Origin of the sequence: uncultured Paraglaciecola sp., assembly GCF_963977085.1 — a bacterium.
In the GTDB taxonomy this organism is placed as follows: domain Bacteria; phylum Pseudomonadota; class Gammaproteobacteria; order Enterobacterales; family Alteromonadaceae; genus Paraglaciecola.
Map to the genome: position 1 here is coordinate 1 of NZ_CAXBNC010000037.1, position 26,769 is coordinate 26,769.

The 26,769-nt window shown below is 41.0% G+C and carries 18 protein-coding genes and 1 pseudogene; 4 read left to right on the plus strand and 15 right to left on the minus strand.

Annotation, left to right across the window (positions count from 1 at the left end; translation table 11 throughout):
• Nucleotides 1–256: 256 nt before the first annotated feature.
• The 9 genes and pseudogenes from pgsA to pbp4b all read right to left on the minus strand — a co-directional run bounded on the left by pgsA (nt 257) and on the right by pbp4b (nt 11,483).
• The gene (gene pgsA / locus AAC000_RS22755) at nt 257–820 is read right to left on the minus strand and encodes a CDP-diacylglycerol--glycerol-3-phosphate 3-phosphatidyltransferase (RefSeq protein ID WP_339726173.1); all 564 of its coding nucleotides are present in this window, start codon (nt 818–820) and stop codon (nt 257–259) included.
• 79 nt (nt 821–899) lie between these two features.
• Nucleotides 900–2,726: an excinuclease ABC subunit UvrC gene (gene uvrC / locus AAC000_RS22760; RefSeq protein WP_339726191.1), complete on the minus strand. Its 1,827-nt coding sequence runs from the start codon at nt 2,724–2,726 to the stop codon at nt 900–902.
• Nucleotides 2,727–2,746: 20 nt separating this feature from the next.
• Nucleotides 2,747–3,391 (minus strand): UvrY/SirA/GacA family response regulator transcription factor, encoded by a 645-nt coding sequence (uvrY, locus tag AAC000_RS22765; RefSeq protein ID WP_339726174.1) that lies wholly within the window; start codon nt 3,389–3,391, stop codon nt 2,747–2,749.
• 18 nt (nt 3,392–3,409) lie between these two features.
• Nucleotides 3,410–3,643, minus strand: a complete 234-nt coding sequence (locus tag AAC000_RS22770; protein WP_339726175.1) for a hypothetical protein — start codon at nt 3,641–3,643, stop codon at nt 3,410–3,412.
• Nucleotides 3,644–4,041: 398 nt separating this feature from the next.
• On the minus strand, nt 4,042–5,202 hold the full coding sequence (locus AAC000_RS22775) for a DUF1343 domain-containing protein (RefSeq protein ID WP_339726192.1): 1,161 nt from the start codon (nt 5,200–5,202) through the stop codon (nt 4,042–4,044).
• Between the two features lie 114 nt (nt 5,203–5,316).
• A complete protein-coding gene (gene murQ / locus AAC000_RS22780; protein WP_339726193.1) occupies nt 5,317–6,264 on the minus strand; it encodes an N-acetylmuramic acid 6-phosphate etherase in 948 nt (315 codons plus the stop codon).
• Nucleotides 6,265–6,411: 147 nt separating this feature from the next.
• Nucleotides 6,412–7,161, minus strand: a pseudogene (locus AAC000_RS22785) (BadF/BadG/BcrA/BcrD ATPase family protein); the annotation flags it as partial.
• Nucleotides 7,161–8,747, minus strand: a complete 1,587-nt coding sequence (locus AAC000_RS22790) for a sodium:solute symporter (RefSeq protein WP_339726176.1) — start codon at nt 8,745–8,747, stop codon at nt 7,161–7,163. The pseudogene AAC000_RS22785 and the gene AAC000_RS22790, both read right to left, overlap by 1 nt.
• A 288-nt stretch (nt 8,748–9,035) precedes the next feature.
• On the minus strand, nt 9,036–11,483 hold the full coding sequence (pbp4b, locus tag AAC000_RS22795; RefSeq protein WP_339726177.1) for a penicillin binding protein PBP4B: 2,448 nt from the start codon (nt 11,481–11,483) through the stop codon (nt 9,036–9,038).
• Nucleotides 11,484–11,907: 424 nt separating this feature from the next.
• Here pbp4b and AAC000_RS22800 point away from each other — a divergent pair, with 424 nt between their 5' ends.
• Nucleotides 11,908–14,922, plus strand: coding sequence for a TonB-dependent receptor (locus AAC000_RS22800; protein ID WP_339726179.1), 3,015 nt, complete (start codon nt 11,908–11,910; stop codon nt 14,920–14,922).
• Nucleotides 14,923–15,031: 109 nt separating this feature from the next.
• Here AAC000_RS22800 and AAC000_RS22805 read toward each other — a convergent pair whose 3' ends face one another.
• Nucleotides 15,032–16,078 carry an LD-carboxypeptidase gene (locus AAC000_RS22805; protein WP_339726180.1) on the minus strand — a complete coding sequence of 349 codons (1,047 nt, stop codon included), beginning with the start codon at nt 16,076–16,078 and terminating at the stop codon, nt 15,032–15,034.
• A gap of 240 nt (nt 16,079–16,318) precedes the next feature.
• Between AAC000_RS22805 and AAC000_RS22810 the strand changes: the two genes are divergently transcribed.
• The 3 genes from AAC000_RS22810 (at nt 16,319) to AAC000_RS22820 (ending at nt 20,353) form a co-directional block, all read left to right on the plus strand.
• Nucleotides 16,319–18,184, plus strand: a complete 1,866-nt coding sequence (locus tag AAC000_RS22810; protein ID WP_339726181.1) for a glycoside hydrolase family 3 protein — start codon at nt 16,319–16,321, stop codon at nt 18,182–18,184.
• 9 nt (nt 18,185–18,193) lie between these two features.
• The gene (locus AAC000_RS22815; protein ID WP_339726182.1) at nt 18,194–19,393 is read left to right on the plus strand and encodes a DUF5009 domain-containing protein; all 1,200 of its coding nucleotides are present in this window, start codon (nt 18,194–18,196) and stop codon (nt 19,391–19,393) included.
• Nucleotides 19,394–19,501: 108 nt separating this feature from the next.
• The gene (locus AAC000_RS22820) at nt 19,502–20,353 is read left to right on the plus strand and encodes an SIS domain-containing protein (protein ID WP_339726183.1); all 852 of its coding nucleotides are present in this window, start codon (nt 19,502–19,504) and stop codon (nt 20,351–20,353) included.
• 259 nt (nt 20,354–20,612) lie between these two features.
• Here AAC000_RS22820 and AAC000_RS22825 read toward each other — a convergent pair whose 3' ends face one another.
• From AAC000_RS22825 to AAC000_RS22845, 5 genes are all read right to left on the minus strand, one after another.
• On the minus strand, nt 20,613–21,383 hold the full coding sequence (locus AAC000_RS22825) for a hypothetical protein (protein ID WP_339726184.1): 771 nt from the start codon (nt 21,381–21,383) through the stop codon (nt 20,613–20,615).
• Nucleotides 21,380–22,489, minus strand: a complete 1,110-nt coding sequence (locus AAC000_RS22830; protein ID WP_339726185.1) for a dipeptide epimerase — start codon at nt 22,487–22,489, stop codon at nt 21,380–21,382. Before AAC000_RS22830 ends, AAC000_RS22825 begins: the two co-directional genes overlap by 4 nt.
• Before the next feature lie 14 nt (nt 22,490–22,503).
• Nucleotides 22,504–23,895: an SH3 domain-containing protein gene (locus tag AAC000_RS22835; RefSeq protein ID WP_339726186.1), complete on the minus strand. Its 1,392-nt coding sequence runs from the start codon at nt 23,893–23,895 to the stop codon at nt 22,504–22,506.
• Between the two features lie 66 nt (nt 23,896–23,961).
• On the minus strand, nt 23,962–25,269 hold the full coding sequence (locus tag AAC000_RS22840) for a hypothetical protein (protein ID WP_339726188.1): 1,308 nt from the start codon (nt 25,267–25,269) through the stop codon (nt 23,962–23,964).
• A gap of 36 nt (nt 25,270–25,305) precedes the next feature.
• Nucleotides 25,306–25,980, minus strand: coding sequence for a M15 family metallopeptidase (locus AAC000_RS22845; RefSeq protein ID WP_339726189.1), 675 nt, complete (start codon nt 25,978–25,980; stop codon nt 25,306–25,308).
• Nucleotides 25,981–26,769 lie beyond the last annotated feature (789 nt).

The following is a 26,769-nucleotide window of genomic DNA, read 5'->3' on the forward strand; positions in this document are numbered from 1 at the left end:
ACTCGCGACCCCAACCTTGGCAAGGTTGTGCTCTACCACTGAGCTATTCCCGCATTTTTTACTTCTTTAAGTTATTGCTAACTTGTTTCATATTAAGTTGTCTTGCTAGTGTTTCGCCTGACTCCCTAAAACTGAGGCTGCATTCTACATTCAAAGTATTATGTGTCAACAATAAAAATTAGGTTTTTGAACTGACTGATTGAATTTTGACTTAAACGCGCTAATTTTAATCAAAACCACCAAAATTAATGTCGAACTACGCATTTTTTTGATCGTCCCATGCGGCTTTGGTGTAAACCAGCATCGACCAAAATGACAGCACAGCAGCAAAATATAATAAAATATATCCCAAAGACACCCAATAAATTCTGATCCCAATGAAATATTCCATTTCTGACAATAAACCAATTAAGGCTAACATCTGTGCCATGGTTTTAGCTTTACCCGCAAATGACACTTTAACGAGATCTTGTTTACCTTGTTGCCCCATCCATTCACGCAAAGCAGAAATATAAATTTCCCGAGACATTAATAATATAGCCGGGATCGTTATCCAAACATCATCGTAACTATGGGTAATGAGCAGTAGTGCAGCTGCAACAATCAGTTTGTCGGCCACCGGATCCAAAAACGCGCCAAAAGCAGTGCTTTGATTTAACTTTCTTGCAAGGTAGCCATCAAACCAATCGGTTATGGCGGCAAACCAGAAAATAAACGCGCCCGCTTGATGCGCCCATTTCCACTCTAAAAAATAAACAACAACAAACACGGGTATAAGCAATACCCTGACAATGGTAATGATATTAGGAATAGTCCACATTTAATCTTTGTATTTCCTGTAATCTGTTAAGGCTCTAAAACAAGGCTATTAACCCACATGCGGTGGATTATTTCAAAGCTCAATTGTGAATATGTTCATAAATAATCTCTGCGAGTTCTTCACTGATACCCGGCACATTGGCAATTTCCCCTTTACTTGCCTGCAATACGCCATGTAAGCCGCCCATGTACTTAAGTAAACTTTGTCTTCTTTTTGCCCCTACACCGGGAATAGACTGGAGCTTAGAGGTAGTTTTTTCTTTTTGACGCCTTTGCCTGTGCCCCGCAATTGCAAAACGATGGGCTTCATCACGAATGTGTTGAATTAAATGTAATGCTGCACAATCCCCTGCCATAGGAATAGTGGCGTGACTGCCTGCCAATATCAACGTTTCTAACCCCGCCTTACGACTACTGCCTTTTGCCACACCTATTAATGTGGGTTTTTTATCTGGCTTCCAATCCTCGAAGTAGGCTTCTGCTTGGGCAAGTTGTCCTTTGCCACCATCGATAAAAAGAATATCGGGTATCTTGCTGTGATCTTTGACATCGCGATAGCGACGTTCCAGTGCTTGCGCCATGGCAGCGTAATCATCTCCAGGAGTGATTCCCTCGATATTGTAACGGCGATAGTCGGTTTTGTAGGGACCTTCTCTGTTGAACACCACACAAGAGGCCACAGTTTGTTGACCAGAGGTATGGCTAATATCAAAACATTCCATTCGTTGTATGGGCTGTTCAAACTCTAAAATTTGTTCCAATTCAATATAACGGGCAAACACCGACTTTTGATGACTTTGGCGCGATTCTAAGGCTGTTTCGGCATTAGTGTTGGCTAAGTCTAAATAACGACGTTTTTCGTCTCGTACGCCTTTATAGAACTGAATTTTACGACCGGCTTCTTTGGTTAACAGTGCTTCAATGGCGGCTTGTTCCTCTAATTCGCAGGGGATCACAATTTGCTGTGGTATAACTTTATTACCAGCAAGGTAAAATTGTAAAATAAAGGATTGGAATACTTCGGCTTCACTCGACTCTGCGGGCACTTTTGGGTAAAAACTTTTGCTACCAAGCAATTTATTATCGCGAATAAACAAGCCTTGAATACTGGCAATGCCATTACGATAGGCAAAACCAAATACATCCATCTCTTGTTGATTGCCACTGACCCATTGTTGTTCTTGCACCTTATTTAAAGCACCAATTTGATCACGATAACGGGCAGCGGCTTCAAATCGTAATTCAACACTGGCTTGTTCCATTTTGCCAACCAAAGAGTCGATCACTTGCTTATTCTTACCTTTTAGAAATAAGCGTGCAAATTGCACTTGCTGTGAATACTCTTCATCACTCACTAAACCTTCAACACAAGGCCCAGCGCAGCGTTGTAATTGATACTGCAAACAAGGACGAGTTCGCGCCCGATAATAACTGTCTTCGCATTGGCGAATTGGAAATAAACGTTGCATAGTGCGCAAACTCTCACGCACCGCCCATGCACTCGGATAAGGGCCAAAATATTCACCTTTAAGTTTTTTGGGGCCGCGATGGTTGCTTAATCTTGGGTGTGTATGAGCAGATAAAAAGATAAAGGGATAAGACTTATCGTCCCTAAGCAGCACGTTATACCTAGGCTTGTATTTTTTGATGTAGTTATTTTCAAGAATGAAGGCTTCGGCTTCACTGTGCACCACAGTGACATCCATTTCACAGATTTGTTTAACCAGTGAGCGAGTCTTAATGCTATCAACATTGCTACGAAAATAACTCGCAACACGTTTTTTTAAGTTTTTTGCTTTGCCTACATAAATCACTTCTTCTTTCTGATTATACATCCGGTAAACACCCGGTTGGTTAGTCAGGTTTTTAAGAAAGCCTTGGTAGTCGAAGGGTTCGCCTGCACTCATACTCATTACAATGGCTAAATTTACAAATGATCAGAAGATATTAATTTATTTCGCAATGCAAGGTGAGTCAATTCTACATCGGTGCTTACCTTTAGTTTTTCAAACATACGATAACGATAGGTATTCACAGTTTTAGCACTGATGTTTAGGGATACCGCGATATCGGGTACTTTTGCACCTTTAGTTAACATTAAGGTAATTTCAAGCTCACGCTCTGACAATTGATCAAAAGGATTACTGTCGTTTAAGTTGAGTTGCCCAAGAGCAATCTGCTGGGCTATGTCGGGCGACACATATTTTTGCCCCGCAGACACTTTATAAATGGCTTTAATCATTTCTTCAGGGTCAGAGTCTTTGGTTAAATAACCAAAGGCCCCCATTTGCATCACTTTTGCAGGAATAGGATTTTCTTTGTGTACAGATAACACTATGACCCGAGTATTTTCAGAAAAACGTAAAATTTGTTTAGTGGCTTCTAAGCCTCCAATTCCTGGCATGCTCATGTCCATTAAGACTAAGTCTGGCGCATTATTCCGGCAAAATTTAACGGCGTCTTCTCCATTGGTGGCTTCGCCAACAACAATAAAATCGCTTACGTCTTCTAAAATACGACGGATTCCCGTTCTGACTAATTCATGGTCATCAACTAATAGCAGTTTAATCAAGGCAAGATCTCTTTAATTCTAACGGTAAAAGTGTGTACTGAGTCTATTCCAACCTTGGATCGTGTCAGCTAATCCTTGCCCAATATTATATGCATAACATTGTTTAATCTGACATCGAACAACCCATCTATTTTTACAATCTGCAATAGCCATAGGTTTACTTGGCTTACCACCACAACGACAGTTAAGTGGCATCTCAGTGACACCTTTATCAATCTCAGATTGTGTGTTTTTTCCTTTGAGGAGGTGCATATTTATCTATAAACAATACTATCTATAACCCAGAGCATAAAGGATTACCGTGCAAAACCATACTGAAACTCGTCATTACTCCTTTGTTAGGTTAACTTTTAACCATTTGTTCGACCAAGCAAGGGGGGTTTTTAGTCTAATAAATGACTTTCAGAGGTGCAATTGACAGGTTTTAGTAAGGGTGTAAATTGCAGAAACTAGTGACTGCTAGTTATCAATGAGTTAAATAAGATTACAAGCGATTAGCTGCAGTCAAAAAATGCATTTAAGTTTGGACCTCAAGTGCAAGTTGCTTACACTTGAAGATACTAAACAAACACATAATGACGGTGAATAGTTTGAAAAGGCCGTTGTTGATAGCAACCTATTACCCTTAGGTCGCTCATTTACAGGTTTTATTAGTTATACAACAAATAGGGTTTTCGCTGCTCCTTAAAAGCAACTAAATCTGCCTGCCAAGAGGATTCGATAGACTCAAGTGACTCACCTGCTAACATGGCTTTTCTGAGCTTGTCTGTACCACTTAATTTATCCATAAATGCAGCTCTTTCAAAAAACGTACTTCCTTGTTGTTGAAAGGCCTGAAACCACTGATAAAAAACATGCAAATCAAATCCATGAATGCTCGCGTTTCTTAGATCTTGACCTGTGGCTTGTATATCTTGAAGTTTCGGATGACTGGTCACGCCGCGAATTGGCACTGGGGTAAACTGAAATTGACCAATAGACACTTTATCATGGCCCACCACCTGAAATGGAAACTCCGTGCCTCTGCCAATACTCACTGGTGTTGCCTCAAATAAACATAATGATGCATACAAGGCAATTGCTTGTGCATTAGGCAAATTAGGGCTAGGCGCAATGGGCAATATGTATTCATCTTGCCTTTGATAGTCTTTCACAGGAACAACAGTTAACTTTAAGGAATACTCAAATTCAGGTCGCTTCGATTCAATACTCAACCAACCTTCACCAAGGATCATCTGCGCTAATTCACCCACTGTCATACCGTGACTGATGGGGATCGGGTGCATACCCACAAACGAACGAAATGGGGCCTCGAGTATTGGTCCATCCACATAAGCCATATTGGGATTAGGTCGATCTAAGACTAAAAACTCAAGGTTGTTTTCTGCTGCCGCTTGCATCATATAATGCATAGAGCTTATATAGGTATAAAAACGTAAACCTACATCTTGGATATCAAAAATAATCACATCAAGTTGCGACATGATTTCATCTGCAGGTTTTTTATCTTTGCCGTAAATGGAGATTATTTTAATACCTGTAACAGGATCGATACTCGACTTCACTATCTCGCCTGCACCGTGATTTCCCCGAAAACCATGCTCAGGAGCAAAGATAGCGGTGACGTTAAAGTGATGTTTGCGCAAAAAATCAACTAAGTGCACCTTATCAACCGTTGAAGTTTGATTCACCACTACCCCAATTTTTTTACCTTGAAGCTGGGGAAAGTAGGCCGCCATTTGTGCTGCACCAACTTGAGACACATCAATAGTCTTTGCCATAGCATCATTATTTTGTAATACACACCACATAGCTGTGACTGCAATAATGGCTGACTTAAGGACCATAGAAATACTAGGGATAAACTGTTGTTTCATGTTTTCACTCAATTTTGTAACGCTCAGATAACTTTGATGTCACTGGCTTTAGGTATTTAAACTCGCCACAGAGCGACGCAAAAAACCTTCATTTTGCACTAATATTTCTCGCCCTTTATGAGGATCAACACCCGTTAGAATGTGCAGGATAGTCAGCTTTACCATAAAGTTAGTTTTCTTCAGCGCTTGTTCTGCGGTATAGGCGTCCACTTGTGTGGCTTGCATCACAATACGGATGGCACGCATATATAACTTCTTATTACTGGCACTTACATCAACCATTAGGTTTTCATAACTTTTACCAGAGCGGATCATACTCGCAGTAGTAATCATATTTAAAACCAGCTTCTGTGCGGTGCCAGATTTCATTCTGGTTGATCCGGTTAATACCTCTGGTCCCACTATTGGACAAATTGAAATGTCTGCATGTTTGGCAATTTCAGAACCAGGATTACAACTTAAGCTAACGGTTTTCGCCCCTAATCCTTTGGCGTAATCCAAGGCGCCGATGACATAAGGCGTGCGACCACTGGCGGCAATTCCCACTAATACATCTTTAGCAGTGAATTGAATATTCTTGAGATCATCAACGCCCATTACAGGGTCATCTTCCGCTCCCTCAACAGCCTTGAGAATCGCTTTATTGCCACCAGCGATAAGACCCACTACCTGTTCCGAAGGAATGCTAAAAGTGGGAGGACATTCCACGGCATCTAAGATCCCCAAACGTCCACTTGTTCCTGCGCCAATATAAACTAGACGTCCGCCTAACTTAAAGGCCTCAACAACTGCATCAACTGCTTCGCTAATGGGTTCAATACATTTCTCTATCGCTAAAGGGACTTTTCGGTCTTCATTATTAATCTGAGTTAGGATCTGTTTACTGTCCATCAAATCAATGTCCATGGTATCTGGGTTACGCCCTTCCGATATCATGTTATTTAATTGATTTAACAAAGAAAGATCACTTGTATTGGTAAACTCTAAGGGTGCCACAATTTGTTCATCATCCAGTACTAAAGGTACATTTTCACAATTGTTTTTTGCCAATATACAGGCACCGTCAAGGGCAGTACCTGAAGATAAAATGCAAAACTTAGCAATACTAGGAGATAAATATTTAAGAGTTGGTTCGGCTAAACCACCCAATAATACAACTGGGGATAACGAATCTTTTCTAGTGGTTAAAATCAACGACTCGCAAGCAAGAGTATGTTTACGCAGCACTTGCTTCGCCGCTTCGCAACTTTCAGCCAAACTAAAAACAATAGGACACATAGTTGCAAACATCTTTGGCGTTGCTGTACGCAACCAATTAGCCACATTTTCTCGGGTTTTACCAATCTGCGCTAACACTTGCTGAGATAGCAGACTAGTTGGCATACCGTCGTTATCGTATTCATTTAATAAAGTCTGCACCGCGCTTAAACCTAGCTGCGCACCGCCGCCTTCATCACCAATAGGGAAACCCCAACCACCATAGTAATATTCTTTACAATCGGCATCTAAACGCGCCCCCACAGATCCTGTTCCAAGGGCCACAACAGACACTGGAGCCGCATGATTTGCACCATACAAAGAAGTTTTTGCGTCATTACATACATTTAATGCCCCAAAGGTAATGGGTATCACATGCTGCAATTTCTCGGCTTGATGCTCAACACCTCCACCTGCCACACCAATGACCACAGATACTTGCTCAGCGGGGCAGTCAAATTTAGCCATAAGTTGCAGCAAAATAGAGATGATAGTCTCGCATGCAGATTCAAAGTCATTGGTTAAGGAAGAAGGACCCCCTTTCACCTCAAACTGTTCACCACTTTGCAAATGTTGAATGCGACCGTAAGTTTTTGTGCCTCCGCCATCGACACCAATAATATATTGACAAGACATTAAACGCTCACCTTAGAGAGTTGCTGTGCATCATGATGGTTTTTACCTGAAATACACACTAAAAATGAAATAAAGGTTCCAATACATAACTGCCAAGTAAATCCTAAATCAAAATGATGCTGTTCTGGCAATAGCGTTTGGATAATATAGGGTTGAAAAATTAAGGGGACACAGAAGCCACATATTAGTGCCAGTAAAACAGTGGTTTTATTGCCACGTTTTGTGAAAAGTGCTGCACCATATACGCCCAACAAGCCACTATAAGAAAAGACCATGACACTTAAGGCAAACGCCAATAAGGGAGTGTCGCTAAATTGTTGCCAAAAATAACAAAGAATGGCCATTCCACCTAAAACTACCGCTACAGCGGCCATCGCAATCTGCCCTGCCCGTACGAAGTGTTTATCTGAATGCTGTTTTTTACGTTTCAAGGTCCAAGGGCGATAGATGTCTTGCACTAGCACTGATGCCATAGAATTTAGTCCAGAGTTTAAGGTAGACAATGCTGCAGCAATGACACCTATGGTTACAAACCCTCGCACCCCAGCAGGCATTTCATTCAGCACGTAATACATAAAAATGGTGACTTTTTCTCCAGAAAATGTCTGATTCACAGCCCCCGCTTCCCCACCCAACATCAAGTCAGGACGTTGATAAAATACGTAAAGTAATAAACCAATAGTAATAAAAAGCAGCATCACTGGGATCACCAACACAACTGACAATAAGAGAGAACGACCACCTTCTTTGGCATTTTTACAGGTCAACACTCGCTGCGTCATATCTTGGTCTAATCCAAAAGCGGCAATATTTAATAGAACAAAACCTGTCAGGGCTGACCACATATTGAATACGCCGGCCGAAGTAAAATCCAGATCCCAATTAAATATAGTCAACTTAGACTTTTCGCCAACACCCGGATTATCCAAAGCGGCCCAAATTTGACTAAAGTCAGCAGGAATAGAAACTAACAAGAAATAAATCACCAAAAAGGCAGCAGTGATATACACAGCGCATTGGATCACATCACTATAAATAACAGTTCTTATGCCACCAATAACTGAATATCCCAGTCCTACGGCAACTAATATAAAGGTTGCAGAAACCACACTGCTGGCCACAATATCGCCAAACAAAATCATTGAAACGGCAATGGCGGCCATGTACAAACGAGCACCACTGGCAAATATTCGACCAAATAAATATAAACAGCCCGCTTGTTTTTTGGCTGACTCGCCAAATTGAATTTCTAGCAACTCGTAAACAGTTGAGACTTTGTTTTGATAAAAACGAGGAATAAAATAACGCATCACCAATATTGCCGCGATAAACGCACCAATATTGGTGGCCAAATAGGACAAGTCTGAGCGATACCCTTGATCTGGACCTCCAAGGAAGGTAGCGGCAGATTGGGAAGTAGCCAAAACAGAAATGGCAACTAACCAGACTGGCATTTGGTTACCACCTAAAAAGTAATCTTTAGTATTTGCTGACTTTTGACGATTGAAATACCAACCAGTAATCAAAAGTAATCCAACATAACTGGCAAATACAATCCAATCAGCAAGAGCAAACTGTGCCCCCATAAAGATACGCCTTATTTAAATTTATTCCAAAGTACGATGCTATATAGCTCAGATTTATACACCAATTAGAATATACAATTCATAATAAGATGCAAATTAATAATAATTTATTTCAAAAAATATTTTTCATTTACACCAAGAATCAACAAGTTACCTGTTCTAAGTGACTCCTGCGTTGGCAAGGTTTAGTACGGATAAATACAGATGTTTATTGATACAAGGCTTTTAATCCGTGTATCAGGACCTAACAGTGACCTCTAGGACAATGGTTTTCATTCATATTTTTGCTCAGTTATTCAACACGGCTTCATAAACCAATGAGATCACACTGCCATATTTACCGGTCTCGAATTCCTTACCTGCAAATTCGTAATGTTTATCATCACCTACAATCTGGGTATGACGAGCATTGGTTAAGAGGATAATTGCTAAATCATGTTCAGGATCAATTACAGTAACAGTGCCAGTCCAACCTGTATGTCCATAGGCAGACGGACTTGCGTAAGGACCAAAATGCCATTTAATCTTGCCATTACTGGCGCGCCTCCAGCCCAAACCAAAGCTTCCATCGCCCTCATCAGGTTTGACAAATTGATCGAGTACCCCTTGTGTAAACAATTGTTTTGCACCATAACCGCCACGGTTTAATAACAATTGGGTTAATACCCCCAGTTCTTTCGCCGTTGAAAACAGCCCAGCGTGCCCCGCTACTCCCCCTAAAGAATAGAAAGCCTTTTCATCATGCACTTCACCTTGTAATACATAAGTGCGAATATTCTCGTATTCCACCCGTTTCCCGCGGCTGGTTCCATGAATTTCAGTGGCGGCAAATTGCTGTTTACTGAAGCCTTTTTGTAAAGGATTAAACAGGGTGTTGTTTAAGCCCAGTGGCTTATAAATTTCTTGTTCTACATAACTATCAAGCGACATATCAGTGATACGTTCGACTAACATTCCCAGTAACATATAATCCGTATCGCTATACATTCGTTTGGCGTTGCGGCCAACAGCAAAAGGGACTTTGGTGGATAATAAACGTTTAGTGCGCTCGGTATTTTGAGAATAAAAACGCGGTCCTAATTTATTATCTTTAGTAAAAAAGCGTACTTGAGGCGCATACCCTGCACTGTGAGTAAGTAAGTCTTCAACCAGTCGCGATTCACGACCTTCTCCGCGGTATTCTGGCATGTAATAAACAAGGGGCTTAGTCACATCAAGTTTTTGTTCACTCATTAACTTCATTAATGCCAAGTTAGTGGCAAACATCTTAGTATTGGAAGCTAAATCAAAAATTGTGTCTGTGGTCATTGGCACAGGATCTGACAATAACTCCCCACCATCAGCATATTGCCGGGCTGATCCATAGGCGCTATGTTTGACTACTTCTCCATTTTTAATCACCATCAAAACGGCACCAGGAAAGCCTTGATTAATATCGTCAATGATCAACTTATCCACCGCTGAAAATCGTTTATGATGTTTAGCGCTGGCATCTTTTAAAGTGGGATAAGGGATCCGAATATTAAGGCTTGCCCCTTCAGGCAAGATATTTTCCACTCGTAAGGTATTGTCACCATTGCGAGTACGTCGTGACAACTGATATTGATAACGTTGATATGGTTTTAAAGGCAAGGTCACATTGAGTTTTTGGCCATTAACAAATAGATCCGCCGACTCAGCATCAATATTATCAATGATAATCTCGCCTCTGCCCTTGTAGGATTTGAATATAGCGCGGTCATTTACCAGTTGCCGCGTACTGCGGTTTACTTCTGGGAATACTTGGTCAATTTGGCCATGACTTAAGTTAACCGCAGCAACGGGCTCTGTTATTTGTTCTGCTTGGTAGCGGTCCATTAAGCAATGTAATTTTTTGGGGAAATACTTATCTAACAGGGCAAATATTGCTGCTGCTGTTTTACTGTCAGGTTGTCCGTTTACCGCCCAAGGTAAAAAATGCATTTGAAATGCTGAGATAGTATCCAGAGTTAACTGATCTAGTTGACCCGTTTCAACTACGCCATAACCATATGCTCGCAACGCACTTTGCATGACAGCCAAACTTGGGGGTGAGTCATTAAACATTTGCCAATACTGGTTTATTGTCTCGTTATCGTACCAAGCCCCTACTCCGGCTTTATATAATTGATACCAAGGGAATCGAGGCCCAGGATCATTCTTACGACTCGGGGCAATATCAGAATGTCCAACAATAGCGGTAGGCCCTATATCTGGGTTGCGCGCAATAATTTGTTTGGATAATTCAATCACCAGCTCAATTTGTTTAGGGTCATAATCAGGGAATAAACATAACCTATTCACGCCATGTTCAACCTTAGCAGTGTCACTGGTGGTTTGCGCTCGTTGGCATGTTGGTACATTCACTATCTCAATACCAATAGATTGGTCATTCAGCTCCTCTCGCCCCTGCCAAAAACTGTTTCCTGCGTGCCACGCTCTTTTATTTTCATCAACCAACTGTAATATTTTTAATTCATCATGAGGATAAGACGCATCATAATGTTCTGGCACTAAATAATGTGCGCTTAAGCCCCCTTCATCAACCAAGGCGGTAACAGACTCTTCATAATCAATGGCAGTAAAATGCATCACGAGGAACTTTATACGCTGGCTGTAGTTATGAGATGGCATTTCTTCTATAGGCAGCAAAGTACAACTCAACAAGGTGCACCCTATACCAACAAACACCAACATTCTTTTCCAATGCAATTGCATAGATTCACCTTGATAAAAATTAAACACTTTTGGATAGCGTTTGAGAATAATTAAACTGCTATTAAACTAACATCAACAATTTACTATCTACTATACTCGCAACAAATTTATATCTATTTACATTTAAATTTTTAGCGCAAACATCCTGCCAATTTCAAACCCTAAGCATAAAAACACCCCATAACTGGGACTAACCCTCGCGGTTATGTTTCGGATTTTATATCACTACGACCAAAAAAGGTAAATTATTACAAAATCTTTGAATAAAAAGAAAATTTTATTCTTGACGTTATAACCCATTATTTGGTAAACAATAGGTGTTCTGTTGGAAGTCATCGGTCTTAAAAGAATGTTTGTACCAGAACTCTTAGTAGCTAGTAGCAATGTCACTTATTATCAATATATAAAAAACAGGTGAGAACACATGTCAATACAACATACAAATTTTATAAAACGGCGCCTACATCAGGCTGTCAGCAAAACATTAAGGACTCCGGTTGCTTCTATTTCAGCTCTGTTACTGACAGGGGCATTAATGAGTTCTCCAGTTATGGCTCAACAAGCTGGTAGCATAAAGGGTCAAGTGAGCACTGAAGTAGCGGGCGTTTCTGTAGAGGGTGTAACAGTTACCGCAACCAGTAGTGTTATGCCTAAACCTCGTACCGCTATTACTAAAGCGAATGGTAGTTACACGCTTCCTGCACTGTTACCGGGTAAGTATACCATTACCTTTACCTCTGCTGATGGCACAGTTCGTGAAACAACAACCGAAGTATTCTTAGAGCAAACGTCTAACGTGAGCATTGCTCTAAACGATGTTCCTGCAGATAATACTGAAGTTATTTATATTACTTCTTCAAAAATTATTCGTGAAGGTAACGCGTCTTTAACCAACTCATTAGGAAAAGACGTAATAGAAAATATACCTACTGGGCAAAATTATCGCGATTTATTAGCGGTTATTCCTGGCGTACAATATTCAGAATATGGCACATTGGGACCAACAGCCGGTGGTTCGGGTCGTGACAACTCCTATGGTTTTGATGGTGTAGACTTGTCATTACCTATGTTTGGTAACTTAGCATCTGAGCCTTCTACTCATGATATCGGTAGTGTGACTATAGATAGGGGGGGCGCTAAAGCCACCAAATTTAACCGTGCTGGCGGTTTGGCTATTAACACACTGTCTAAATCAGGTACCAATGAGTTTCACGCTAACGTAAAATATCAAATACAGCCAAAAAGCCTTTATGCAGATAGAGACAATACCACTGGCGAGAGCTACGAAACTGATAAAACTTGGATCACCACTAGCATCAGTGGGCCTTTGATTCAAGACGAATTGTTTTTCTATGCCTCCTATTATCGTCCCGAGACTGAAACGCCAAATAAAGAAAATGGCCGAGGACCAGTCAAAGATTACAGCAGTGTACGTGATGAGTATTATGGAAAATTAACATGGGCACCAACTGATGAATTGTTACTTAACGCTAGTTTACGTACATCAGAGCGAATAGATAAAGGCGCATCTGTTGGATCATTTGATGCTGATTCTACGTCTCTTGGATCGGTTACTACGCAAGATATCTTCACCTTTGATGGTTCATATTTAATCAGTGACGAAACCGTTTTAAGCTTTCAATACAACACCTTCGAATATGATTCAGCTAGCTCTCCCGATAATTTGATACCTAATGTTAGCCCACGTATTGGTGATTCATTAGATTTATCACAACTTGATTCATTGGGTTTGTTTAATGTACCTGAATTTGGTTTAGATAATCCAGATTATGACAGCGCAGCCGCATTGCCACTTATCCAACAGTATGGATATATCGGTGATGATGGCGAATTAGTAGCGGGTGGTTCGGTTGGGGTTGGGTCTACCATTAACAACCAAGATTGGAGCCGTTCTAGCTTTGAAGTGAAACTAGATCACGAAATGGAAATTGGTGATAGTTACCACAACATTCATGTTGGTGTGCAATGGAAAGAAGGTGAAGAGGTGTTATCACGTCTATCCAATGGTTGGGGTGCCATAAGTTTCATAGGCGGAGAACAACCTGATAATTATGACGGTACAGTGCCAGTATATTACCAAGCAACAGTGCAGCAAATGAGTTTACAAACAGATTCTGGTTCTGTAGTACCTCCGATTGTTTCTTCTTCAGAAAGTATCAACATTGAATTTAATGACGAAATTACTCATGGTGACTTTGTTTATAATTTAGGTGTGATGTTTAGTAACGATACTTTGTATGGACAAGGGTTAAAGAAAAATTCCAACAATGTGTCAGGATATGAGTTAGCGCCGGGCCATAAGTACGAAATGTATGAACTGGACTTTTTGGACATGATCCAACCACGCTTAGGTATCACCTGGAATTATGAAGAAGGTAGCACCGTTTTTGCTAACTTTGCTAGTTACAATCCAGAGGCTTCCTCACTCGCTCGAGCAGCTTCTTGGGCCCGTAATAGTCAAGCAACCATGCAAGTCTTTTTTGATGAAGACGGTAACTACCTCAGTGATACCCCTGCTTCTGGCTCTTCGGGTAAGTTCTTCCAGGACGACTTAAAAGCACGACGCACTGATGAAATTACAATAGGGGCCACCAAAGCCATTTCAAATGAGCTGTTATTACGCACTCACGTTCGTCAACGTAAAGCCTTTCATGCTTGGGAAGATGTACCTAACAATCTACGTTTGTTAGGTAATTACGAAAGTCCTTTTGGTGGTGTGCCTGACAAAGCAGCCGCAAATGGTTTATACATTGAAGACTTAGACGCTTATCGCGCAGAAGTAGGTGGTTCTTCTTATGTCATCGCTGAATTGGACGGCTCTGAAAACACTTATTATGAGTGGAGCATTGAAGGCGAATATGTGGGTGACAATACCTATTTAAATGTCTCTTATGTGTGGAGTCATTACTTTGGTAATTACGACCAAGATATCACTAGTACTGCTTCTGACGGCAACTTGTTTATCGGCTCATCTAACTTAGGTGACGGTGCGGGTCGTATGTTATGGGATGGTAAGTACGGTACCCTAAACGGTGATAAACCTCATGTGTTAAAAGCCTTAGGTTATTACACTACCGATTGGAATGCGAATATTGGCTTTAACTTTGTGTATCAATCAGGCGATGTTTGGGAAGCTTGGGATGGCGGAGCTTATGGTTATTCTAGTGATACCATTCGTTATGCAGAACACGCTGGTAGCCGCCGTGAATCTAGTCATTGGCAACTTGATTTGAACTATGCACAGACATTCCAGTTAACGGATGATTTAGACCTAAACTTCAATGCTGAAATCTATAACGTCTTTGATAATCAAACGGGATACAACTACAACCCAATTTTAGATAGTGATACATTTGGTGAAGCTCGCGACTTAATCAACCCACGTAGAGTGCAATTGTCGGTCAGTATTGATTATTAATAGTGACTTTCTAATTCATCTATCAAAATGATAGCGATAAAAAGTCCTCACATAATGTGAGGACTTTTTTATGCCTAAATATTAAACTTGCTAGCCTATTACTGAGTGGCTAACTTACTGGCGACTCAAGTAGTCTTAAGCTACCTAGGTCGGCGTTGAGTTCAACCTTTACACCAACAGGCAAAATATTATTGTCTCGCACATGACCAAACTGACCTCCCATGTACGCTGGAATGCCTAATGGTTTAAAATAGTGTTCCAAAATTTGTAATAGCGTAAAACCACCGTAACCTTTCTCAGGATTACAGTCAGTACATTGACCAAAAGCGACCCCAGCCAGTTGTTGAAGTTTTCCCGCGAGTTGTAAGGTAGATAAATAACGGTCTATCCGATAAATTGACTCATCAACGTCTTCTAAAAACAATATTTTTCCCTGCATATCAGGAAAATAAGGCGTCCCCACCATACTGGTTAATACCGTTAAATTACCCCCTACTAAACGCCCTTCAACGCTTCCAGAGTTAATGACTTGGATCCGATTTTTGCGCTGGGTCAGGGCTTTTTCATCTTTATCAGGTTGATTTTGAATAGTAAATTTGCCTCCTTCAAAAATCATTTGACGCATTTGCTGCGCCTGGTCTTGCCCCCAATAAGACACCCCAACTGGGCCATGAAATGAAACCAAGCCAGTACGTTGATATAGGCTATTTAAAAGTGTTGTAATGTCGCTATAACCAAATAAAATTTTGGGATTTTTAGCAATTAAATCGAAATCAAGAAAGGGTAAAATGCGATTACATCCCCAGCCTCCACGTATTGCAAATATGCCTTTGATTGTAGGATCGGCAAAAGCATCGTTTATATCAGCCGCTCTATCTTCATCTTTACCAGCAAAATAACCATCTCGATCCAGCACATGTTTACCCACTTGCACCTTTAACCCCATGGCTTGAAAAGACTCTACTGCAATATCCAATTCAACTTTCTGATTTAAAGCACCGGCAGGCGCCACCAACACTATAGTGTCACCTTCTTTAAGCCTTTTCGGAAAAATTGATTGCCCTTCGGAGCGACTTGAATTTTTGGCAAAAAGCAATGATGACTGACTTAATAACATGCCCATAGTTGAGGCTTTAACAAAGGTTCTGCGGTTCATTTTTTGCTCCTGTTGTTGTTTGGCTTTTGAATTACGACCTTATGTCACTAAGGTTAATTGATGACTGATAATCCCTAGCAACATGAATACTAATTTATTACAAATAGTAGGCATAGCTTTAGTAATAAATAATTCTTACTATTTCACATATTAGTAATAATCTAACTATCAATTTATATTTGGGTTAGGTACATTATCGCTATTAGCTGCTATTTATTAACTTGTACTTAAGGATTACTCATGGGGCATTTGTTGCGAAATTATTGGTGGATATTGGGTTTTATTTTATTCACTGTCTCTTGCGCCACATTAAAACCGTTGGATCCACATTTACAACATCAAGTGGCGCAAAAATTAATGATTGATATCCGTTACTTTTGTGACGAACTCCCTGAAGGAAAACGCTGTACCAACCCAGTCACTAAATTACCCGAAGCATTAGCCAAACTGATTGCAGACACAGGAGTAGGTGGTGTCATTTTATTTGCTGAAAACCTGCAGGATATCCCGCAGATGGTGTCGTTAAATAAAGATCTTCAAAATGCAGCTAGTACACAAGGTCACCCTGCCCTCCTTATCGCAGTGGATCAGGAAGGTGGCCGCGTGATGCGATTACCAAAACATTTAGGCACAGGTTTCAGCGGTAACATGGCCATTGGTGCCACCGCAGATAAACACGGAACATTCTTCGCAACCGAATCAGGCACAATTATAGGTAAAGAATTGGCTGCTTTAGGTATAAATGTCAATTTTGCGCCAACGGTAGATGTAAACGTTAATCCTGAAAATCCTGTCATTAACGTCCGTTCTTTTGGAGAATTCCCTCAGCAAGTTGCAGAATTAGGCTTAGCACAAGCCAGTGCCATGCAGGCCCAGGGTGTAATAGCCGCGTTAAAACATTTCCCCGGACATGGTGATACTAGTGTTGATAGTCATACTGGGTTACCACGGGTTGATCATGATCTAGAAACAATTAACAGAGTGGATCTTAAACCTTTTCAACATGCAATTGAGCATGGGGCTCCGGGTATGATCATGACCGCACATATTCAGTTTCCACAATTAGATGACACCGAATTTCAGGCCAAAGACGGCAGTAGCACTATATTGCCCGCCACTATGTCTCGGAAAATCTTAACTGAGCATTTACGCAATAAAATGGGATTTAAGGGGGTGATTGTAACCGATGCCTTAAATATGGCTGGCATTGCCCATTATTATGACCAAACAGAGGCGGTCATCCAAACATTCGATGCAGGGGCCGACATTGCACTAATGCCGTTACCAATAAGGTCGCCAAAAGATTTTAAGAAACTAAAACGTCTCATTAAAAAAGTAGCTTACGCCATTCAGTCTGGGCGTCTAAATCAACAAGAAGTCGTACAATCTGTGACCCGTATTCAACAACTACGTAGTGATTTTAAGATCCAAGCTCTCATTCCTAATGATGTAAACATGGCCAGTGATATAGCAACACAGGTCTTAGGTAATGATGCCCACCGTGATATTGAACAACAATTAGCCGATGCCGCTGTGGTTAATATCAAAAATGAAGGGGTGTTTCCGTTATCGGAAAAAATTAACAAGATCCATATGTATATGCCCGACAAAACCAAGTGTATGGCACTAACGTTCGCCTTAAAGAGTCGCAATGCAGAGCTATCAATTAGCTGTACTAGCATGGCAAGTGCCGTAAATTCACCTTTAATGGATGACGCCAACAACGCTGACTTAATCATATCTGCAGATATCTCGCCACGCCAAAGTATGGCCGAGCTTGGTGGTATGGATGACATTAATCGTTGGCAACAACGCCCGTCCTCCGACGATCAAACAGCAAGGTTAATGTCGGTAACCCAGCAAGCAAAAGTCTTGGGCAAACAAACCTTATTTATCAGTTTAAGAGCCCCCTACAATGTTCCCGAATACGCCCCTTTTGCTGATGCCATTTTAGCGACCTTTGCGTATAATTTGCACCCTAACAGCTACGTTGATGATTATGGCAGACTTGTCACTGAATATAGCGGCACATCATTCAATGCCATCGCTGATATACTAACTGGCAATTTAATGCCTACAGGTAAGCTTCCCATTAGCATTCACTAAGGTATAGGTATGAAAGCGCTGCAACGACATTGCGAGGCTATTGTGGCCCAACTTCCCAAGCATCGATTGCTCGCCATCGATGCATTAAGGGGGCTCACTATTACTGCGATGATTTTAGTGAACAATCCTGGTAGTTGGTCACATATTTATAGTCCGTTAAAACATGCCCAATGGCATGGTTGGACAGTCACTGATCTTATATTTCCGTTTTTTGTGTTTATTGTGGGTATTTCCATCCACATTTCAGTGAGTCGCCAACTCAGCAGCGGGACAGCAAAATTCCTAGTCATTAAACATGCTGCCGTGAGGATGATTAAGTTAATTCTTTTAGGGTGGTTTCTAGCATTATTTTACTACAACTTTAGCCAACCCGATTACAGTTGGCTTGAGCAGCGATTCAATTCCATAAGATTTATGGGTGTGCTGCAACGCATCGGATTAGTCTATTTTATTTCTGTCATACTAGCGTTGTATTGCCGAACCTTGGCCCGCGTAGTGTGTTTTGTAGGTATTTTAATTGGCTATTGGCTTGCCTTAACATTTATCACTTATTCAGATACTGCAGGGAACCATTACATAGGCCTACTGGAATTTGGTAATAACCTCAGTGCTTGGTTTGACAACGCTATATTCTCAGGAAAACATTTGTATTATGGACAAGCCACCCCATTCGCTTTTGATCCTGAAGGACTGCTCAGTACCCTGCCCGCTGTAGCCACTTGTCTATCTGGAATTTTAGTTGGCCAATGGTTAATGCTGGCCACAAAAACCACTCAATACAAATCCAAGGCATTATTGGCCATTGGATTGGTGTTTATCATTGTGGCTGAATTCTGGGGACTTTATTTTCCAATCAACAAAGCATTGTGGACCTCTAGTTACGTATTATTGTCTAGCGGTTATGCCTGTGCGGTATTGGGTGGGTTATTGTGGATTATCGATGTGCGTTCACATAAAAATTGGACAGCCCCCTTTATCGTTTTTGGCGCAAATAGCATTGCCTTTTTTATGTTTGCAGGGGTAGTGGCGCGTATATTGATCATGATACCGGTTGCTGACACTAGCCTAAAAGGTTGGCTTTATCACACGCTATACCAACCATTATTGGGTGATATAAATGGGTCACTTGGGTTCGCCATTAGTTTTTTAATTGTGTCTTACCTGGTGATGCTCAAGCTGTATCAAAAGGGTATTTTTTGGAAAGTGTAAATAAATTGCAATAAATAGGCAAAGTTGCTGGCAACAAAATGATATTTAATGCTATAAAGTTGCGAATAATTTATTACTAATATAATAATAATTGAGTTTAAGGGCATAATGTCAACATTTACAAAAATTAAAGCAATTAGAGGCTCCCTTTCACGGAGTGAAGCCAAGTTAGCCGACTTCACGTTAAATTCTCCAAATGCGATCCGTGATTTATCTTCAAGTGAGCTCGCAAGAGTCGCCAGCATTAGTCAATCAAGTGTGGTTAAATTCACCCAAAAACTCGGTTACAAAGGTTATCCAGCATTTAAATTGGCGGTAATTGACGCATTAAATGATAAAGGTGGCGAACCGCTACTACACGGAAAAATTACCTTAAGTGATAGTCTGGCGCAAATTGCTGAGAAATTGCTTATTAGTAAAATGGCTGTTCTCACAGAAACTAAGAATCTAAATGAAGCAGAAGCTTTTGAAAATGCGGTTAAATTACTTAAATCGGCAAAGCGAATTTTAATATCTGGTTTAGGTGGTTCGGCTTTGGTAGGCAAAGACTTCTCCTACAAACTACAAAAGTTAGGCATGGCGGCAATTGCAGAGCCAGACGGTCACGCCCAATTGGCTTATGTTGCCACTTTTGGTAAGGATGATCTGGTATTTGCTATCAGTGAGTCAGGAAAAACCAGAGAAGTAGCCCAAGTGGTTATTCAAGCGAAGAAAAGTGGCAGTCAGGTGATAAGTGTCACTAAATATGGTGATACACCGGTATCTGACCAAGCTGATGTAAAACTCTATTCTGTAGCTGAAGATGAATCCCATCGTTTATCTTCTATTTTGGCGCGAACTGCGCAAGAGTTTGTTATTGATATCTTATTTATCGCCATTACGCAATCCTCTAGACAGGGTCGAAAGTTACTTGAAAAAACCAATGAAGCGGTCAGCGGATACCGTAATCAGGACGCATAAAAAATACTGATTATTTTTGTGCCTTGTCTGTTCGAAGAAACCTCTAGTCGCTGTTGCTGTTCTCTGTGGTGCAAATATCTTGTTCTTTGTATTTCAACACCACAGAGGTATAAACAGTTAACAGCAGCCCATTGAGCAATCTAGCGTAAATTCCTTGGGTATCCTTGTGCTTACATACGCTATGTAATCCAAAAAACTGGCATCTGAAGCTAAATTTTATATTTATAACCCTTGCCAGTTTTTTGTCACATCTTCAATATTAAGGTAGTTTAGGCAGTCCCCAAACTTTTTGCTTGGCTAGGTATTCATGTTGCGGCAAGGCTACGTATCGCGGCTGTTGTTGCTGATCGAGCCAGGCTAACAATGCATCCATTTCACTCTCTTGCATGGATGTACAGCCTGCTGTTGCGCTTTCTGGACCACGCCATAAATGCATAAAGATACAGCTACCAGCATCCGCTATGTTGTCTGGGTTGTGCTGGATCACCAATCCCTTTTTATATAAATCGTCTTGACTAAAAAGATCTCGGCGCATTGCTTCAGTTGAGCCTTTTGTAGCGGGCACTCCCACTACCTTTTGGTCCACTATTTGGTTATATAAAGGAGATGCATTAACGTCGATACAATAATTGCTTTCGTGCATTTGTGAATATGGCATCTTAGTTGCGACTTCAGGCAAATAACCAAATGCCATACCAAAATCAAATATGCCAGCTGGGGCTTTACCGTCTCCTTCTTTTTTATGATAACCCGCTTGTTTTGGATGTAATCCAATTCCCCAGGCTAAGCCGGTTCTGCCTAAATTAACTGGAATTGTGTCGCCAATTACTTTCCATTCACCATGATGTTTTTCAAAGCGGTATTGTTGTGCTACTTGCGCATCCCAATCGTCAGAAATCACCATTACTACTTGCTTAATGTCGGGATCAGCTAAAAACGCACCCTGCTCTGAATTCATAGTGTCTTTTGCACCTAGGTTTGCAACTGCCAGTAATGACGTTGCCATAACTATTAATGTTCGCTTTATCATACCCATACTCCGTTAACTAATGGTTGTAATTGCTCAATAGAGTCGATGCCCAAACCAGGTCCATCACTTAGAGTTATTGTTGCACCGTTGAAATCCACACCACCTTGCACTGGGTCAAATTGTCCAAGAGCAGGCCCATCAAGATCTATTTTGTTAATAATACTGGCTTTTGCACTGGCTAAATGTGCGGCTGCAGCCACACCAATACTGCCTTCAAGCATACACCCAATCATACATTCAACATTGTACACGCTCGCGATGTCTGCAATTTTTATGGCGTGACTTAAGCCTGCCGTTTTCATTAATTTGATATTAATAATATCTGCCGCGCCTGTTTGAATGAGTTCGATCACTTGTTTCGGTGAAAAAGCACTCTCGTCAGCCATCACAGGGGTAGACACATGTTGGGTAACATAACGCATTCCAGCAATATCATTGGCTGGTACGGGTTGCTCTATCAGCTCTAATTGCACTCCTGATTGATCCAGCTGTTCAAGGGCGAAAACCGTTTGTTTTGCGGTCCAACCTTGATTGACATCCAACCTGAGCTGCACTTGTTTACCCACTGCCTGATAGATAGCTTTGACACGTTCGATATCCATGTGAATATCTTTACCAATTTTAATCTTAAGAATGTCAAAACCTTGTTGTATCGCACGCTGGGAATCTTGCAACATTTTATCAATGCCATCCACACTGATAGTGACATCTGTCTTAAGTTGCGTGGCTCCTCCTCCTAAAGCTTGATATAAAGGTTTGTCTAACCACTTGCCCCATAAATCATATATAGCAATTTCAACCGCTGCTTTGGCGCTATTGTTGTTTATCATTGAGCCATGAATTCGTTGCAATATTTGATTAATATTTTCAATTTCCATGCCCACAATTTGTGGCTTGATCAGGTGTTCGATGGCATAAATAATTGAACCATGTGTATCACCGGTAATCACCGGGGTTGCAGGTGCCGCCCCATAACCAATTTGCCCGCAAGCGGTTTCAACGAGCACCACAACATCTTCAATATTGTTCACTGTACGCATCGCAGTTTTAAAGGGGGTAATAAGGGGTACCGCCAGTTTAGCGAAACGAATTTGACTAATTTTCATCGATGACCTCATTGTCAGTTGGCTGGATTCAGACGTACACGTTTAATGTTATAAACGCGGTCTAAATAACTGCTATTTGCTGATAGCTGTAACGGTAATAAAGGGGTGACCGATACGCCATTTAAAGTGCCCCGATAAAATTGCCCTTGGGCATCTTTGTACCCTAATCCTTTAACATCATGAATAACATAAGGTTGACCGCCATCTTCACCTATATACATCATGACATGGCCGGGGATGTAAATTAAATCACCCACTTGCATTTGATTCACTACTGGCATTTTACTGGCACTGCTTTGGTCTTTAGTAAAACGATTATTGATAGCGTACTTACCCGCTCCTTGTTGGCCAGAATTACGGGGCATCAACACACCAAATGTTTTATAAATCTCTCCAATAAAGCCGGTACAGTCACGTGCGTCATAATCGTGCCCCCAGCCATAACGCTCACCTAAAAATTTGAATCCTTGGGCGATAATATTTTCACTGGTCATGGGTAAATAACCTTCATGCATATCATGATGCCGTGCAATAAGTGCGTTGCTGAACGTTAAACTTCCATCATCACCTCGAACTGGCAGTGAAACCACATAAGAGGCATAAGGATTTTGGCCATAAATTTGATTCACCATTTTTGTATGAGGCACTAATGGTAAACGTGTTCCCATATCTAATTGCACTTGTGAAACACTTGGCTGATTTGGCACATAATTGGTGGTTACTTTACTTCCGGTCACCACAACAAAAGACTTAGCCTCACGATAGGCAAGAATGTCCTCTCTGTTGCCAATGGCAACTGCTTCCTTAGGGATCCAAGCTAAATAATGGTAATGTTGTGCTAGGTACCACTCTTTGTCTGCGCTTTCATGTAACACGGCCAATGTATCGCCTGGGAACACTCCGGTTTCTTGAAAGCGATCCAAATCGGTATCCATCTGCTGATTGAAAACACGATCATATGTCGGGAATGTACGCATCACAGTACGAGAGACAACCATAGCAAACTGGATATCGTTCACTGGTTTCACGGCATTTTTATTGAGGTTTACAATATATTGGTCAAAATCATCTGAACTTAATTTTTTACCATCTACAAAATATCGGGCACTACTAGGGACTTTACTGATTGATTCGATTTTTTTGAGCAAGGCTTTTTGACTTAACTGCTTAGGAGAATTTAATGGCTCAACAACATGGGAATTATTTGCTATTAGCTGCTGATTAAACTCAATAATCTCACTTGGTTGCATTAACACTTTATGGGGAGTCTTAAGTTTATTTAACCAATGTGCAGGGGCTAAATGAGCGTATTCAACACCAATCACGTCAGATTGCCAGGTCGCAGACTCTTCAGCCGACAACAGAAAACTGCTCAGCGCCATCATACTCACAAAAATATACCTCATTAAAATTTCCTCTAATTTTCATTCTATAATCGTCCACACTTCCTAAGCTACTCACAGCAACACTACTTAGTGTAAACTTGGATTAAGGAGTTGTTTTACAGCCTGATCCAGTAATACCTGCATTTTTAGACCTGCATAATGGACACTTAATTCTTCGTTTCCTGGGTAAGAAGTCTGTGCGCTAATAGTAAATTCTCGGCCGCCTTGATATTCAGGCAAACAAACATGGGCGAGAACAACGTTTTCTCCGGTTCCACGGGTTTCGCTGGGACCCCATCCAATTTTTTGCCAAATTCGCCATTGCCCTTTGGTGGCCTTATCTAAGATGATTTTACTGTTGCTAACAGGCGCATCTGTGATGTTTTTAGCCACTGCATCTAACAACATGCGACTAATGCCTTGTAACATGCCCCCAACTTGATATCGGGGATCACTATGGCCTGTGCCATAAAATAACACTTCAACATCTTTGGATGTTAAATTTGGCATACGTGTTTGTACTACGCGCTCATGACTTGCCAATCTTTTTAACCACTCAGCTTGTGATAATGTTGTCATTGGTTTATTGCCAGTCAATCCACAGTCTTTGCAGCGATAACTTTGATAACCCGGATCATCACTGCTTTGAGTAAGTTCAGGCGCTTTACTCTTTTTATGTGAATCTAAATCAAACCAAATAGAGTCAGAAGGAGAATAAATTTTTGCGCCATAAGCACCACGAAATCGAATACTTTGGTTGTTAAGTTTCAACCATTTATCGTGAAACAGCGCAGTCATGTTATCCCGACCAACAAGATTCAAAAAATATGTGGCTATGGCATTGGAATCACCATTTGCTTTTCCAAAGGGCTCATAACTATGGACACTTGTTATCAAATCAGCCAGATGCACCTCTCCTGCCCGACTATTTGCGCCAACGCCAAACTCGCGCATTGTTGAGACTGCTGCAGAAAATGCCTGAATTTTTGATGAGCTCCAAGGTTCATATAACTCATCATAGGTGCCTTGATTGGCGAGATACCGGAAACCTAATCCAGTGCTGGTTTTTGCAAAATCAATAGCTAACACTCTTCCTAAAGATTTCGGGGCAGTAAAATAATGCCAATCAGAAGCAATATTTCGTTGCCAATGATTACCGTGATAGTCGACTTGTTGCGCTGTTTTATAATCACCTTTAAGTCTGTTTTCACCCACAGGGCAACTAATGTAAGAATGAGTCAAATCGGCTGGCATAGCGGGTTCTGCAGTCATGACATTGGTATAAAATGTTTGAACTGCAATGTCATTCAATACAGTATCAATTTCAGTTGCAACACTGGCTTTCAGCTGTATTGCAAATAAAATAACCGCCCATTTACAGCCAAGGTGTTTCACGTCACATTCCTTTTTTGGCAGCCTTTAACCCGATTTTTATTGCGCAACATCGAAATTCCAATAATCGCTCTGTGGATCTGCACTATGGGTAAAATGCCACCATTCCATTGAATAATCTTTAAAACCATTCTCAAGCATAATTGTTTTCAACTTTAGACGGTTTTCCAATTGAGATTCAGTAATTAAATCTGAGTGGGTATTCGATATGGAATCAAAAAAATCATAAGGCGCCCCCATATCCAGCTCTTTGTATTCACCGTTTTTGTTCAAAGATTCGATTGTTAAATCAATAGTAAAGCCACGACTATGTCCTGATCGCTCTGCTATATAGCCGCCCTTCAGCGCTAACTTTTCTAAATTAGGGTAATAATTCTCTTTAGTCATTTGATCTTTATCGTCATTCACCCAGCGCATAAAATGGTCTACGGCTTTCTCTGGGCGATAACAATCGAAAATCTTCAATCGCATCTGGTTTGCCACTAACTTACTATTTACAACGGCTAAAGCTTTCGCCGCTCTACGTTCAATAATACATAACGGCGCCTTATAGCCATCAACACGCCGCCCCACAAAGTTGTTGTTTGTTGCATAACGAATATCGTAGTTGGCAGTGGTCAAGGTATGATTCAAAATGACAAACTGTTCTGGCATCTTGTTTTCTGCTTGGGCATGTAAAGACACCAACGCAACAAAAGCTATTATATTTTTCATCTTTGCATCCACATGATTATTAATCGAAAATAAATCAACATTGAAATATATAATTCCACATAACGACAAATTTAGGAATTGAATATTACAATATCAGAGAAATAAGCCAAATACTTCCAGAGGTTTAGAAAATTAAATCGGAAACCTATTGCCCTATTCATTCATTTTCTTTTATTAGTGTCCTGAATACCATAGAGGGACAGAAACTATTAGACAAACGATAAAAGAGTATTCGACTCTGCGTTTTTGTTTTCGTTGTCCTTTGGTTTAAATGGCTTGTCCGTTTTGGCTTTCCAGCATTAAAGCTTTATACGCAAGGCGCCGAGCTCTTCGGGCGCCAGAGGCGGTGCACTAAGATTTGTTGGAACAAATCAGCACAGCTTTAGCTGGCCAGAGAAGCAGGTGAACCACATGGAGGTGGTGCATAAAATGTTCCAGACATTTTGTATTCGGGCTAAACAGGTTTGACTATCTTCAGGGTTATTTAAATATCTAGTTTGAATTGCTGATAGATGAACACTTACAGTTTCAGATTGACAATATTTGACAGTTTGGAGCCGACTGGACGGGATTCACTCAGGCACATCCTTGTGCCTGCCCCTTCGGGCGCCAGAGGCGTTGCTAATCGTTCCTGACGATTAGTCGAACCGCGGGGCTTCTCATCCCTCAAATTGATTTTGATGATAAATTTTAGGCAATAAAAAACCCGCAGCTGGTGCGGGTTTCTTGTAATGTGGCGGATAGCGAGGGATTCGAACCCCCGGTAGGTTTGACCCTACGTCTGATTTC

Bases quoted from the DNA above. Each gene is read 5' to 3' on its own strand.
- AAC000_RS22790 (WP_339726176.1), bottom strand. From the start codon at position 8,747: ATGGGGGCACAGTTTGCTCTTGCTGATTGGATTGTATTTGCCAGTTAT.
- AAC000_RS22845 (WP_339726189.1), bottom strand. From the start codon at position 25,980: ATGAAAAATATAATAGCTTTTGTTGCGTTGGTGTCTTTACATGCCCAA.
- pgsA (WP_339726173.1), bottom strand. From the start codon at position 820: ATGTGGACTATTCCTAATATCATTACCATTGTCAGGGTATTGCTTATA.
- AAC000_RS22820 (WP_339726183.1), top strand. From the start codon at position 19,502: ATGTCAACATTTACAAAAATTAAAGCAATTAGAGGCTCCCTTTCACGG.
- AAC000_RS22830 (WP_339726185.1), bottom strand. From the start codon at position 22,489: ATGAAAATTAGTCAAATTCGTTTCGCTAAACTGGCGGTACCCCTTATT.
- AAC000_RS22815 (WP_339726182.1), top strand. From the start codon at position 18,194: ATGAAAGCGCTGCAACGACATTGCGAGGCTATTGTGGCCCAACTTCCC.
- AAC000_RS22775 (WP_339726192.1), bottom strand. From the start codon at position 5,202: ATGTGGTGTGTATTACAAAATAATGATGCTATGGCAAAGACTATTGAT.
- AAC000_RS22800 (WP_339726179.1), top strand. From the start codon at position 11,908: ATGTCAATACAACATACAAATTTTATAAAACGGCGCCTACATCAGGCT.
- AAC000_RS22825 (WP_339726184.1), bottom strand. From the start codon at position 21,383: ATGATAAAGCGAACATTAATAGTTATGGCAACGTCATTACTGGCAGTT.
- uvrC (WP_339726191.1), bottom strand. From the start codon at position 2,726: ATGAGTGCAGGCGAACCCTTCGACTACCAAGGCTTTCTTAAAAACCTG.
- pbp4b (WP_339726177.1), bottom strand. From the start codon at position 11,483: ATGCAATTGCATTGGAAAAGAATGTTGGTGTTTGTTGGTATAGGGTGC.
- AAC000_RS22805 (WP_339726180.1), bottom strand. From the start codon at position 16,078: ATGAACCGCAGAACCTTTGTTAAAGCCTCAACTATGGGCATGTTATTA.
- AAC000_RS22810 (WP_339726181.1), top strand. From the start codon at position 16,319: ATGGGGCATTTGTTGCGAAATTATTGGTGGATATTGGGTTTTATTTTA.
- AAC000_RS22770 (WP_339726175.1), bottom strand. From the start codon at position 3,643: ATGCACCTCCTCAAAGGAAAAAACACACAATCTGAGATTGATAAAGGT.
- AAC000_RS22835 (WP_339726186.1), bottom strand. From the start codon at position 23,895: ATGAGGTATATTTTTGTGAGTATGATGGCGCTGAGCAGTTTTCTGTTG.